The organism is Streptomyces sp. NPDC044571, assembly GCF_040647115.1.
Lineage (GTDB): Bacteria > Actinomycetota > Actinomycetes > Streptomycetales > Streptomycetaceae > Streptomyces.
In genome coordinates this window covers 27469-39640 of the sequence record NZ_JBEZBN010000021.1, presented here as the reverse complement: position 1 = coordinate 39640, position 12172 = coordinate 27469, and the positions used below count along the sequence as shown (strand labels likewise).

Sequence of the window (12172 nt, the reverse complement as noted above, 5' to 3'; positions counted from 1 at the left end):
GGTTCCGTACATGTCGGTATCTTCCGAGCTTATGGGGTGCGGCGCACCCGGCCCATCACCCAGGCGGCCAGCGCCGCGGCGAGCCCGATCGCGAGCACCACCCAGGCGGTGGTCCGCAGGAACGCGGTGAGCGCGTCGTACACCGCCGCCGCGGCCGGCCGGTCGATGTCGGCCGGCAGGTCGTCCAGGGTGAGGCGGCGGCACAGGCCCACGGCGATCCACAGCAGCACCGCCCCGGCGGCGATGCCCAGGCCGGTGGCCAGCACGGCGCGGCGGCGGTGCACCGCGACGGCCACGGCCGCCGCGGCCAGCACCACGGTCAGTACGGGGAGCCAGACGCCGGCGATCTGGAGCATGCGGAAGCCTTTCCGGAGGTCGCCGAGGTTGTCGTACTCCATGACCTTCACGGAGACGTGGGTCACCGGGATGCGGTCGGCGAGCGGTACCCCGTCGGCGATCAGTTCCTCTCTGATCCGCGCGATGACGGGCGCGAGGTCGACGGTGACGGCGTCGCCGTGGCCGGTGGTGAGCGCGTTGAGGAAGGCGGCGTGCGCGGCCCGGTTGGCCGCGTCCCAGGCAGTGCGGTAGGCCGGGGTGCCCGCGAAGGAACGCAGGGCCTCGCCGAGCAGGGCGTCGATCCCCTCCTGGAAGGGGCCCGCGTCGATCTGCGCGGCCAGAGCCCGGTTGGCCTGGGTGGTGACGACGCCCTGCACGGCAGGGTCCCCGGCGAGCGGGGACATCGCCGCGGTGTAGCGGTCGGCGTTGCCCAGCTCGTGGTCAGCCCAGTACGCGACCGCGCTCGCCGGCACGAGCAGGGCCACGAGGACGATGAGGACCGCCGAGAGGAAGGTGCGCACGTCACCAGGGAATGCCGGGCCGTGGCGCCCCGCGAGCGGTGCTGCTGCGGGCGGGTGGCGGAGGGGCCGGAGGGCGGGCGGCGGGCGGGCCGGCTGATCCACTTGCCGGGCCGGGGCGGCGGGTGTGCTCTGGAGGCTGGGAGAGAGGAGCCCTGTCATGGCACATGCGGCACCCACCGCCCAGAGGCGGCACTGGCATGCGACCGGCGCGTACGACGCGAGCAGGGAGCAGATGAAGGGCCAGCTGATGCGCGCGCTGCTCCTCGGGCTGGTCTACGGCGTCTACGCGGCCTTCATGAACCGCAACATGGGCCCGGTCGACGCGGGCAACGTCTTCTACGGGATCCTGTGCGGCGCGCTCTTCGCCGCCGTCATGTTCGGTCTCGCCCGCGTCGGCCCCCGGCTGAAGCGGGAAGTGCATGCCGCGGGCTACGGAGCCTTCGGCGGCATCGCCGTGGGCTACCTCTACAGCATGGCCGACCACTCGATCCTCCGCTCCTGCTGGGTGGGCCTGATCACGGGCGTGGGAGTGGGACTGGTGGCGTACTACCGCTACCACACCCGGGAGCCCTGAGCCCTGTCTCCGCGTGACCGAGCCGGGACCGTGCCCACGCCTCGGGCGGCGTGCACGGTCCCGGTTCGGTCCCTTTCACTCGCCCGCGCGATCCTCGCCCCGCGCCGCGGCAGCGGTGTCGGCGGCCGCGGCCGCCTCCTCGGGGTCGGGTTGACGGGCCGCCGGCGGGGTGCAGCGGGCGGCCTCGGCGCGGAGCATGGCGTTGAGAGCGGTGTACGGGTCGATGGGCATGCGGGAACCTCACGGTGTTCGGAGGGGTGCGTGGGCGTTGCTCTGCTGCTCGGTTCGCTCAGCAGCGCAGGACCACACTCCGTACCGTCCCCGCGGACAGCATCGGCCCGGCCGTCCCGCTGGGGGCGGCGGTGCCCGGCTGATCGGCGTGTTTCACGTGAAACACGGGCTGCGGCAACTGCCGTACGCCCGGAGTCCCGCGCACGGCCGGCCGGACCACGGGCCGTGCCTCGGGTTCCGCGGCCGGATCGGATTCGCCCTCGGCGGGGGAGCCCGGTTCGCCCGGCGCGGTCGACCCGGGGCGCTCGGCCCCGGCCGCGGCCGCAGCCGCCGCGGTGGCCGGACCGGCCCCGAACAGGCACAGCAGCACGACGCAGGCCACCGAAAGTGCCCTGGCCAGTGCCATCCGTGCGTGCCGCGTCCCGCTCATGCGAGGGGTGTGCCCCGACGCGCCCGCCCCCTCCCCGCCGCGGCTGCGAAAGCCCCCGACCGGCGGACGAAGTCACCCCTCCGGATCACCCTCCGGATCACCCCGCGGGATCAGCGGCTCGTACGCCCGGGTTCAGCGCGTACGGCGTTGGCCCGTCAGCCGGGCCATCACGGTCGTTTCCCCGCTGACCAGGCGCAGTTGGGCCCGCCCCGCCCGCTGTCCGCGCCGGGTGACCCCGGCGGGCGAGACCCGGTCGACGGTGAACACGGCGATACGGTGATCCGCTCGGGCGATCTCGACGGTCAGGCCGCGCCGCAGCTCGGCCAGGCGCAGGTCGTCGGCGGTGACCACGGAGGTGCCGGCGGAGCCGGGGGCCGGGCTGTCGGTGTCCCAGGCGGCCTCGTCCCCGTCGCCGGTCAGCGGCACGTCGACCCCCAGGCTCGGGATGTGGAGCCGCAGCGGCCGCACCGCCCGCAGCGGTGCGATGGCGGCGGCCCGCGCAGGCCGGGTTCCCTTGCCGGACGCTTGGTGCCCGGCATGCTCCAGCTGTGAGACGAGCCGCCGGTGCCCCGACAGGCCGAGCGCACGGGAGGGCAGCGCGTCGGCGGCGGTGACCGCGCTGGGCCGCGCCCCCTCGGTGCTGCGCAACATCCCTACGCCGCCGCAGAGCAGAGCCACTGTCAGCACGCCGACCACCACCTTGGCGCGGGCCATGGAAGTCCCTCCTGGTCCGATTCACCGGCACCGGCGGCCGGGTCTCCTGAGAGCAGTGGACCCCCTCGCTGCTCCCAGTACCGACTACAACGCGGGACACTGACGGCGCGTCACAGCCACTGCAGCACCAAAATCCGGGTGTCTTCGCAGCTGGCACCGGGTGCGCGGCCCGTATCCGAGGGCGCGTCGAACCCGCCACCGAACGAGTGAGCCACCCCTCACCCGGATGCGTCAGCTGACCACGAACACCACCGCCGCCGCCCCCATCAGGGCGGCGGCGAGGTGGATGGCCGGGTGGCCGTAGTCACCGGACCAGAGATGACGGGCCAGCCCGCCGAGGGCGGCCAGGGCCGTGATGACACCGATCTGCGCCAGCAGCGGCACGGCGGTGAACGGGGCCAGTGCCAGCAGGACGGAGTTCAGCCAGAACGGGACCGCGCCGGTCCAGCCGCGCCATTCCCAGATCGCCGTCTGCATGTACGAACCGGCCCCTCATCGTCAACTCGTCGGCTGGACAGCCTCCTTGGGTGCGGGGGACGGCGCAAGGGAGCGTTCGGCTAGATATCCGAAGGCGAGGCCGAAACTCGCCCACATCACGGTCTGGATGGCCAGGGTGGTGAGCCGGAACTGCCAGATGAGGGTGGCCGGGAAGTCCGCCGGAACCTCGTTGACGGCGGGCAGGGTCGCGTACGCGATGCCGACGGCCACCACGAAGGCGAGACCGGCGACGACGGAGGCGTTCCAGTTGCCGAATGAGGGCGCCAGGCGGCGGCCCAGGATGAGCGCACCCGAGCCGAGCAGCACGCTCAGGGCGATCATCAGGATGAAGAGGGTGGTCCGCTTGACGACGGTGTCGGGGTCGCCGACAGCGGGCGGGTTGGCGGGGTACTTGAGGAACGGGACCAGGTTGACGGTGACGAACAGGCCCGTGGAGACCAGGACGGCGGTGGCCCGCGGGCCGAACCGCCCGATGCGGCCCAGGGCGTAGCAGAAGACGAGCGCGGCGATGCCGCCGAGCGCGACCCCGTAGAGCAGGGTGCCGGTGGCGAGGCCGCCGGTGGCCTGGAGGGCCCGGCTGACCGGGGCCATCTCCTCGCCGTGGTCGTGGCCGGCCGAGGCCGCCTCCTCGATGGCGATGGCCGCGTCGACCTTGGACTCTCCGAGCAGGTACGCGACGAGGAAGGCGGCCACACCTGCGAACAGGCCGGCCAACATGCCCCGCACCAGCAGGGTGCGGGGTGAGATGGAGTTCATGTGAGGGCTGTCCTTGCCGCGGTGTCAGTGGCAGGGGAAGCCGAGGAGGTGGCGGCCGTCGTGCATCCACTCGTGGATGCCGTCGCCCTGGAAGATCGCGGTGGCGCCCTGCTCGGCGCCGACGAGGTAGAGCAGGACGAGCATGAGGACGCCGGCGAACAGCGCCCAGGGGGTCAGCGCGGAGAGCGAGATGGGGGCGACGGCGGATGCGCCCGTCGACGGCACGGCGGAGTGGGCCATGGCAGGACCTCCAGAGGGAACACGCGTCCCGGTCAGTGGTGCTCACAACGACGGTGGCGGGTCTGACTTCCCGTCCCTCGGGGCGGGTTCACAGTGGCGCGACCGTGCCGGGTTCTCACCGGACTTCCGTCATACCGTCGTCTTATTTGTGTTGTCGCGTGAGACCGTACCGCGTTTACGCTCCCCTTATGAAGAGGGCCGTTGTACGAGTTCAGTTCGTTGCACACCCGTTCGACGACTCGGCGCGGCAGGCGGTATTCGGCCGCGGTGCCGAATGTCCGGGTTACTCCGGCTTCCGCGGTCCGGACACCGGCGCCTGGGCGGGCCGCCCCCTGGACGAGGTCGCGGCCCAGGACCCGGCCGCCGTCCAACGCTGGCTGACGGACCCGGCGTACGCCCCGCCCGGCGGGGAGTCCCTCGACGCGCTCATCGCTCGGGTCGGCGCGGAGCTGGCCGGCCTGCCCGCAGGAACGCACCGGGTCCCGGTCGAGCAGGCCGTCGTACGGGCTGCGTCGGTGTATGCGCTGGAGCTGCCCCCGGCCGCCTTCTGGCGGCTCGACGTACGCCCGGACACCGTGACCACCCTCACCGGCCGGGCGGGCCGCTGGAACCTGCTGCTCGGAGCCCCTGTCGAAGAGCGGGGCGGTTCGGGGAGCAGGAGTTAGGCGACGATCCAGTCGCTCGTCGCGATCACCGGCTGGACCCCGTCGCGGTGGACGGTGCCCTCGATCAGGCCGTACATCCGGTCCGCCGCGAAGTACACCTCGTTGTCGTTCTTGAGGCCGAAGGGCTCCAGGTCGACGAGGAAGTGGTGCTTGTTGGGCAGGTTGAGGCGCACCTCGTTGACCTTGGGGCAGTTGTCGAGCACGCGCTCGGCCATCTGGTTCAGGGTCTGCTGCAGCGAGTACGAGTACGTCTCCGCGAAGGCCTCCAACATGTTCTTGCGGACCTTCTTGTACGACTGGTCCCAGTCGTACGCGGCGTCGTCGGCGGCCAGTGCCGAGTGCGCCCACCGCGCGGTGACCTTGGTCGCCAGGATGCGGTCGTACGCCTCCTGCAGCGTCGTGTACTTGTCCTTGATGTAGCCGTGGAACTCGGAGTTGGTCGAGTTCATCACCGTCAGGTCCTTCAGGCCCGAGATCACCTGGAGGCCCGTCGTCTCGCTGTAGGTGATCTGCGCGGTCCGGACCTCCTGGCCCTTGCGCACGAAGGAGTGCTGCTCCTTGCGCGTCGGGACCGGGATCCGCTCCCAGGCGAACTCCTCGATGCGGATCTGCGCCTCGCGGATCGGCGACTGCGAGGAGACGAAGTGCTTCGCGAGGAGGATGCCGAAGGCCTCGGGGGAGGCGATGCCGTGCTCCTTGCCGAAGGCGTACACCGTGTTCTTGGTGGTGTCGGTCGGCAGGCAGTTGGCGTTGTCGCCGGTCAGGTGGACGTCGCGGAACTCGCCGCGCAGCGCGACGGAGACGTTGAGGTCGCGGATCTCGTGCCAGGATCCGTCGTTGCCCTTGCGGGTCACCTTCACGATGCGGTTCTCGGCCTTGCCGTACTGGTTCTGGGCCAGGACGTGCTTGCTCATGCGCGGTCTTCCTTCGGGTACACGGAGTCCGGATGTCTGGATGTCTGGATCCCGTACGCCCGGCGTCCAGCGGTCAGCCCGCTCCCCGCCGTTCGGTCCCGGAGGACCGCCCCGGGACTGACGTGCATCCCGGTCCGTAGGTGCTCTGTCGGATTTCAGCACGTTCACGTGCTGGTCGGAATGGCGCAGATCCTCCGAGACAGGCAGCCACGGCTTGGGGGACCGTACGTCCGTGCAGGTCAGACCATGTGCGCGTCCGCGACCAGCAGGGCCTCGTCGAGGATGGCCAGCCCCTTGGCCACGTCCTCGGGGGCGATGGTGCAGGGCGGGGCGACGTGGATGCGGTTGCCGGCGGTCAGCGGCCACAGGCCGCCCTTCTTGCACGCCGCCCCGAACTCGGCCATCGGCGCGTTGTCCGCCCCGGACGCGTTGTACGGCACGAGGGGCTCGCGCGTGGAGCGGTCCCGTACGAGCTCCAGGGCCCAGAAGGTGCCCAGGCCCCGGACCTCCCCGACCGAGGGGTGCCGCTCGGCCAGCGCCCGCAGGCCCGGCCCCAGCAACTGCTCGCCGGTGCGGGCGGACTGCTCGACGACGCCCTCCTCCTCCATGACGTTGATCGTCGCCACGGCGGCGGCGCAGGCCAGCACGTGGCCGGAGTACGTCAGCCCGCCCGGGTAGGGACTCCGGGCGAAGGTCGCGGCGATGGCGCCCGAGATGGCGACCCCGCCGAGCGGGACGTAGCCGCTGGTCACGCCCTTGGCGAAGCAGAGCAGGTCGGGCGTGACGTCCCAGTGCTCCGAGGCGAACCACTTCCCGGTGCGCCCGAAGCCGACCATGATCTCGTCGAGGATGAACACGATGCCGTAGCGGTCGCAGAGCGCCCGGACGCCCGCCAGGTACCCGTCGGGGTGCACGAGCACGCCCGGGGCGCCGCCGACCGTCTCCAGGATGATCGCGGCGATGGACCGGGGGCCCTCGAACACGATCGTGTCCTCAAGGTGGCGCAGGGCGCGCTCGCACTCCTCGGCCTCGGTGGCGGCGTAGAACGGCGAGCGGTAGGCGAACGGGCTCCAGAAGTGCACGACGCCGGCGGTCGCGCTGTCGTTGCCGAAGCGGCGCGCATCGCCCGTCAGATTGATCGCGGTGGACGTGGCCCCGTGGTAGGAGCGGTACGCGGACAGCACCTTGGGCCGGCCGGTGTGCAGCCGGGCCATCCGTACGGCGTTCTCGACGGCCTCGGCACCGGCGTTGGTGAAGAAGATCTTGTCGAGGTCGCCGGGCGTGCGCTCGGCGATCAGCCGGGCGGCCTCGGACCGCACGTCGACGGCGAAGCCGGGGGCGACGGTGCACAGGCGGGCGGCCTGCTCCTGGATGGCCGCGGTCACCTTGGGGTGCTGGTAGCCGATGTTCGTGTAGACGAGGGCGCTGGAGAAGTCGAGGTAGCGGTTGCCTTGGTAGTCCCAGAAGTACGAGCCCTCGGCCCCGGCCACGGCGAGGGGGTCGATGAGCTCCTGCGCCGACCAGGAATGGAAGACGTGCTTCCGGTCGGCGTCTTTGACGGCGGCAAGGGCGCTGGCGGCTTCTGCGTTCATGATGTGAGCGTAGTTGTCCATGATGTGGTCGGTCCCGTCAGGCGATGTGGCGGAACCGGTGACCAGTGCGACGCGACTCTCGCTCATCTTTCCTCCTGTTGTGGGCCCGGGCTCACCGCATGGCGGAATTTCGTTTCCGAACTGTGGAACTGTACGAAGGTACACCCCGACCGGGCACCCAGGTGCAATGTGCCGGGCTCCGGCGGGCGGCATCGTCGACGGCGTCGTGGGCGGGCGGATCGCACGGGGGTACGAGGGTGGACAGCGCCATGGACGGCAACAGGGGACCGGCAGCAGGCACGCCGGCGGGTACGGCAGCGCGCGGGGCGGCGGGTAAGGCAGCGCACCCGGCCATGGGCGCGGCGCCGGCCTCGGCGGGGCGGACGACGGCCCGGGCCGGGGTGTTCCTGGCCGTCGCGTTCCTGGCGTCCGGCCTGCTGGGCGGGGTCCAGGCGGAGACGGGGGTGCCGGCGGAGGTCCTCCAACTGACCTTGGGCCCTGCAGGCCACCACGCTGCTGGTCATCGGGGCTCCGTGGCGGCGTACGGCCGGATCACCGGTGACGTGCGGTTCACCGGCCCGGCCGCGCCGTCTCGGCGATCGGCGGCCTCGTCGTGGGCTCCGTACTCCTGCTGCCCGTCGGCGCCGGGTTCCCGCTGCTGCCGCCCGCCGCGAGGGCGCTGCGCGCGCTGTCGGACCGCTCGCGCCGGTGGTCCGCCGCCTGGTCGGGGGTGCGGGTCACCCCGCCCGAGCCCCTGGCCTCCGACCGGGCGGCGCGGGTCCTCGGCGACGAGGGCTTCTGGCGGGACCTGCGGTGGGCCTGGCTGGAGCCGCTGGTCGGCGGACTGCTGGTCGCGGTGCCGCTCGCCCTGGTCGAGTACGGGGTCTTCGGCGCGCTGGTGCAGCCGTTCCTGTGGCGGCGGCTGGGCCCCGGCAACTGGTACGCGTTCGTACCGGTGCGCAGCACGGCGACCATGCTCACCGCCCTGCTGCTGGGCCTCGTGCTCGTGGTCGGCGGGCTCGCCCTCGCACCGGCCGTGCTGCGGCTGCACGCCCGCTGGGACCGGCGGCTGCCGGCCGCGCCACGCAGCGCCGAACTCGCCCGCAGGGTCGAGCACCTGACCGACACCCGCGCCGAGGCCCTCGACTTCCAGGCCGCCGAACTGCGCCGTATCGAACGGGACCTGCACGACGGCGCCCAGGCCCGGCTCGTCGCCCTCGGCATGGCCCTCGACCGCGCCGCCGCCCTCCTGGCCGCCGACCACCCCGATCCCGCAGCGGTTCGAGCGCTGCTGCTCGACGGTCGCGAGACCTCGGCCCGCGCCCTGCAGGACCTGCGGGACCTGGTCCGCGGCATCCACCCCCGGCGCTCGCCGACCGGGGGCTCGGCGACGCGGTGCGGGCGCTGGCGCTCGACAGCTTCCTCGACGTCCACGTCGACAGCCGGCTGCCGCCGGGCCGCCGCCTCCCGGCCCCGGTCGAGTCGGCCGCGTACTTCGCGGTCGGCGAGCTGCTGGCGAACGCGGCGAAGCACTCCGGCGCCCGGGAGGTCCGGATCCTTCTGGAGCACGCGTTGGACACGCTGCTGCGGATCACGGTCGCCGACGACGGCCACGGCGGTGCGGATCCGGCGGCCGGTACCGGGCTGCGGGGCGTGCGGCGCCGGTTGGGTACGTTCGACGGCATCCTCGCCCTGGACAGCCCGCGGGGCGGTCCGACCACCGCGACCCTGGAGATTCCGTGCGTGTTGTCCTCGCCGAAGACCTCTTCCTGCTGAGGGACGGGCTGGTGCGCACCCTCCAGGACCACGGCTGCGAGGTGGTCGCGGCGGTGGACAACGGCCCGGCCCTGCTGCGGGCGCTGTTGGAGGAGGCGCCGGACGTCGCGGTGGTCGACGTACGCCTGCCGCCGACCTTCACCGACGAGGGCCTCCAGGCGGCGCTGGAGGCCCGCCGCCGGCGGCCCGGCCTGCCCGTGCTCGTACTGTCCCAGTACGTCGAGCAGCTCTACGCCAACGAACTGCTCGCCGACGGAGCGGGAGCCGTCGGCTACCTCCTCAAGGACCGGGTCACCGACACCGGCCAGTTCGTCGACGCGGTGCGCCGCGTCGCCGCGGGCGGTACGGTCATGGACCCGCAGGTCATCGCGAAGCTCCTGGCGCGCGGCAACGCGCGGGGCCTGACCGGGGAGTTGACCCCGCGCGAGCACGACGTACTGGAGCGGATGGCCGAGGGGCGCTCCAACGCGGCGATAGCGAACGCGCTGCACATCAGCGAGAGCGCGGTGGCCAAGCACACCGCGGCCATCTTCACGAAGCTCCGCATCCTGCCGTCCCCGGACGCCAACCGCCGCGTCCTGGCGGTCCTGGCCCACCTCAAACGCTGAGGCCACGGCCGGAGGCCGAGCCCGGGGGCGCCGCCAGGGGGTGGGCGGCGCGCGCTGCCGGGGGCCCAGGCGCGGCCCGTGCCCAGGTGCGGCTCGTACGATGGCTGCGTGAACTCCGCCGCGTCGCCGACGAGCCGCCGCCCCGCCGGGCGCGGCTTCGTGCTGCTGGTGCTGGCGGTACTGGCCGGCGTACTGGGCATGCACGGCCTGGCCCCGGGCGGCGCGCCCACCGCGCACCCGCACCGCGCCGACGCGGCCGTCCACGGAGTCGTCCACGGGGCCCACGGTGCGACGGAGGACTGCGCGCAGCCCTCGGGCGGGGACGGATCCCCGCACCTGGAGCATGCGGACGGCACCTGCGCGGCCGCCGGAATCGGATCCCCCTACGCCCCGCCCGCCCTGACGGCGGCTACGGCGCACACCCCGGCCGCAGCCACGCCGCCCGCCGGCCCCCAGGGGGAGACCGGGGGCGGCCGGGCGCCTCCCGACCTCGCGGAACTGCAACTCCTGCGGATGTAGGCCGCGTCGAGCTCCGGCGCGCCCTGATCCCGTACATCCGAGGAGTTGCACCACCATGACCACGACCACCACCATGCGCACCCGTTCCCTGGTCGCGCTGGCCACGGCCACCACGGCACTGGTCCTCACGCTGACCGCCTGTGGCGGCGGCAGCAGCACCGCCGATCACCCGGCGGCGGGCCACGAGGCCCCCACGGCCTCGGCCGCCGTCCAGTCCCCGGGCGCCGGCCACAACGCGGCGGACGTCGCCTTCGCCCAGGGGATGATCCCCCACCACCGCCAGGCGGTGGAGATGGCCGGACTGGCCGCGTCGCGCGCGGAGTCGGCGGAGGTGAAGAAGCTCGCCGGCGAAGTCAAGAAGGCGCAGGACCCGGAGATCAACGCGATGTCCGGATGGCTGACGTCCTGGGGTGAGCAGGTGCCCGCCCCGGGCGCCGCGGACCACTCGGCCCACGGCGGCGGTACGTCCTCCGGGATGATGACCGCCGAGGAGATGGCCGGCCTGGAGAAGGCCTCGGGCAAGGCCTTCGACACGGCCTTCCTGGAGCTGATGGTCAAGCACCACGAGGGGGCGATCGCCATGGCGGACACGGAGCGCAAGACCGGCTCCTACGCCCCGGCCACGACCATGGCCGAGGCGATCACCACGTCCCAGTCGGCAGAGATCGCCCGCATGAGGACCCTCCTCCGCCCCTGACCCCGACCGCACCGGCCCCACCGCGGGCCGGTGCGCCGGTCGGCGCTGGGTGACACCCTCGCCGGCGATGCCTGGGGGGATCGGCGGCGGTGCGTGCTCGGGCTCCTGGGCGCACTGCGGGCCCGTGACCGGGCGGGTCAGACGGGCGGGTCAGACTCGGCCGCCGCGTCGAGGGGGCGGCATGGGCGACTCCCGGTCGGCCGCCGGCCCCGCCGATACGGACGGCACCCTCACCTCAGGCCGAGGCCGACGGGTCGGACGATTCGGCGGCGCGGCGGTATTCGGCGTTGATGCGCTGGGCTTCTTCGAGCTGGTCTTCGAGGATGACGATGCGGCAGGCGGCCTCGATGGGGGTGCCCTGGTCGACGAGTTCCCGGGCGCGGGCGGCGATGCGCAGCTGGTAGCGGGAGTAGCGGCGGTGTCCGCCCGTGGAGCGCAGCGGGGTGATGAGGCGGGCTTCGCCGATGGCGCGGAGGAAGCCTTGCGAAGTGCCGAGGATCTCGGCGGCCCGGCCCATGGTGTAGGCGGGGTAGTCGTCGTCGTCGAGACGGCCGAATGAGTCGTCTGCTGTCATTGCACCTCTCTCATGTCTGTCATGCAGGGTCTGTCATGTCGCAGGGAACGCGTGGAGGGGCCTTGGTGCCGTACGGCACCAAGGCCCCGAAGGAACTACTACACCATCTGCCGGCCCTGGTACTGCGCCGGGCTTCTGTTTCCGCAGACCCGACCGAGATGCTGTCGGGCGTGCGGGGATCGCGGTTGCTTGACCGGAGACCACCTCACTATCGATGTCCTGCGGTACCCGGGCCCACGACTTCTGCCCGGGCGATCCTGATGGCGCTCGGCTCCTCCGTTCTTCCCTCGGTGATCAACTGCAACTGCTTGCCAAGCTCCCGGTGCGCGCGTCCGCAGCCGACGCCTTCACCGAGGTCCTGCTCACTGACTTCACTGCTGGGTACTGCGTACTGCACCTACGGGTACTGCCACTGCGTTACTGCTTGCGGCGGCCCCTGATCACTGCGGGCCACCCGGTCCGGTCGTCAGTCCCGTCGCCGTCCTGCAACAACCCTGGCTTCGGAACTCCACCACCGCACCGTCCAA

Annotated in this window: 16 protein-coding genes, 1 pseudogene and 1 riboswitch; of the genes and pseudogenes, 7 read left to right on the top strand and 10 right to left on the bottom strand. The window is 72.6% G+C overall.

All coding sequences use genetic code 11. The features are described 5' to 3' along the window. Positions 1 to 29 precede the first annotated feature (29 nt). Positions 30 to 857 carry a hypothetical protein gene (locus AB0B01_RS13930; RefSeq protein WP_361717247.1) on the bottom strand — a complete coding sequence of 276 codons (828 nt, stop codon included), beginning with the start codon at positions 855 to 857 and terminating at the stop codon, positions 30 to 32. A gap of 157 nt (positions 858 to 1014) precedes the next feature. Here AB0B01_RS13930 and AB0B01_RS13925 point away from each other — a divergent pair, with 157 nt between their 5' ends. Next, complete coding sequence (locus AB0B01_RS13925) at positions 1015 to 1431, top strand: hypothetical protein (protein ID WP_361717244.1); 417 nt, start codon at positions 1015 to 1017, stop codon at positions 1429 to 1431. Between the two features lie 75 nt (positions 1432 to 1506). Here the strand turns inward: AB0B01_RS13925 and AB0B01_RS13920 are convergent, their stop codons facing one another. The 6 genes from AB0B01_RS13920 to AB0B01_RS13895 all read right to left on the bottom strand — a co-directional run bounded on the left by AB0B01_RS13920 (position 1507) and on the right by AB0B01_RS13895 (position 4300). Continuing rightward, entirely contained in the window at positions 1507 to 1662 is a 156-nt protein-coding gene (locus AB0B01_RS13920) for a hypothetical protein (protein ID WP_361717242.1), read from the bottom strand. Between the two features lie 58 nt (positions 1663 to 1720). Further along, positions 1721 to 2092, bottom strand: coding sequence for a hypothetical protein (locus tag AB0B01_RS13915; protein ID WP_361717239.1), 372 nt, complete (start codon positions 2090 to 2092; stop codon positions 1721 to 1723). 132 nt (positions 2093 to 2224) lie between these two features. Continuing rightward, positions 2225 to 2806 carry a class F sortase gene (locus tag AB0B01_RS13910; RefSeq protein ID WP_361717236.1) on the bottom strand — a complete coding sequence of 194 codons (582 nt, stop codon included), beginning with the start codon at positions 2804 to 2806 and terminating at the stop codon, positions 2225 to 2227. A gap of 231 nt (positions 2807 to 3037) precedes the next feature. Continuing rightward, positions 3038 to 3283 (bottom strand): hypothetical protein, encoded by a 246-nt coding sequence (locus AB0B01_RS13905; RefSeq protein WP_356852098.1) that lies wholly within the window; start codon positions 3281 to 3283, stop codon positions 3038 to 3040. A gap of 21 nt (positions 3284 to 3304) precedes the next feature. Then, positions 3305 to 4060 (bottom strand): CbtA family protein, encoded by a 756-nt coding sequence (locus AB0B01_RS13900; protein ID WP_361717233.1) that lies wholly within the window; start codon positions 4058 to 4060, stop codon positions 3305 to 3307. A 24-nt stretch (positions 4061 to 4084) separates the two neighbouring features. Next, entirely contained in the window at positions 4085 to 4300 is a 216-nt protein-coding gene (locus AB0B01_RS13895; RefSeq protein ID WP_361717230.1) for a CbtB-domain containing protein, read from the bottom strand. A gap of 37 nt (positions 4301 to 4337) precedes the next feature. Beyond that, a riboswitch (cobalamin riboswitch) is annotated at positions 4338 to 4489 on the bottom strand. Here AB0B01_RS13895 and AB0B01_RS13890 point away from each other — a divergent pair. Then, entirely contained in the window at positions 4489 to 4965 is a 477-nt protein-coding gene (locus AB0B01_RS13890; RefSeq protein WP_361717227.1) for a histidine phosphatase family protein, read from the top strand. Its footprint overlaps the riboswitch before it by 1 nt. On the opposite strand, the gene pucL is transcribed toward AB0B01_RS13890, so the two are convergent. After that, complete coding sequence (gene pucL, locus AB0B01_RS13885) at positions 4962 to 5879, bottom strand: factor-independent urate hydroxylase (protein WP_361717224.1); 918 nt, start codon at positions 5877 to 5879, stop codon at positions 4962 to 4964. The two genes, AB0B01_RS13890 and pucL, sit on opposite strands and share 4 nt — an antisense overlap. Before the next feature lie 239 nt (positions 5880 to 6118). Further along, the gene (locus tag AB0B01_RS13880; protein ID WP_361717405.1) at positions 6119 to 7471 is read right to left on the bottom strand and encodes an aspartate aminotransferase family protein; all 1353 of its coding nucleotides are present in this window, start codon (positions 7469 to 7471) and stop codon (positions 6119 to 6121) included. A gap of 613 nt (positions 7472 to 8084) precedes the next feature. Here AB0B01_RS13880 and AB0B01_RS13875 point away from each other — a divergent pair. The 5 genes and pseudogenes from AB0B01_RS13875 to AB0B01_RS13855 form a co-directional block, all read left to right on the top strand. Further along, positions 8085 to 8777: pseudogene (locus AB0B01_RS13875) on the top strand (sensor domain-containing protein); the annotation flags it as partial. A gap of 89 nt (positions 8778 to 8866) precedes the next feature. After that, on the top strand, positions 8867 to 9247 hold the full coding sequence (locus tag AB0B01_RS13870; RefSeq protein ID WP_361717221.1) for an ATP-binding protein: 381 nt from the start codon (positions 8867 to 8869) through the stop codon (positions 9245 to 9247). Further along, positions 9211 to 9855 carry a response regulator transcription factor gene (locus AB0B01_RS13865; protein ID WP_361717218.1) on the top strand — a complete coding sequence of 215 codons (645 nt, stop codon included), beginning with the start codon at positions 9211 to 9213 and terminating at the stop codon, positions 9853 to 9855. The genes AB0B01_RS13870 and AB0B01_RS13865 overlap by 37 nt, the downstream gene beginning before the upstream one ends. 108 nt (positions 9856 to 9963) lie before the next feature. Then, on the top strand, positions 9964 to 10374 hold the full coding sequence (locus tag AB0B01_RS13860; protein ID WP_361717215.1) for a DUF6153 family protein: 411 nt from the start codon (positions 9964 to 9966) through the stop codon (positions 10372 to 10374). A gap of 73 nt (positions 10375 to 10447) precedes the next feature. Then, the gene (locus AB0B01_RS13855; RefSeq protein WP_361717402.1) at positions 10448 to 11071 is read left to right on the top strand and encodes a DUF305 domain-containing protein; all 624 of its coding nucleotides are present in this window, start codon (positions 10448 to 10450) and stop codon (positions 11069 to 11071) included. Between the two features lie 235 nt (positions 11072 to 11306). Here the strand turns inward: AB0B01_RS13855 and AB0B01_RS13850 are convergent, their stop codons facing one another. Continuing rightward, positions 11307 to 11645, bottom strand: coding sequence for a MerR family transcriptional regulator (locus tag AB0B01_RS13850; protein WP_361717213.1), 339 nt, complete (start codon positions 11643 to 11645; stop codon positions 11307 to 11309). Positions 11646 to 12172 lie beyond the last annotated feature (527 nt).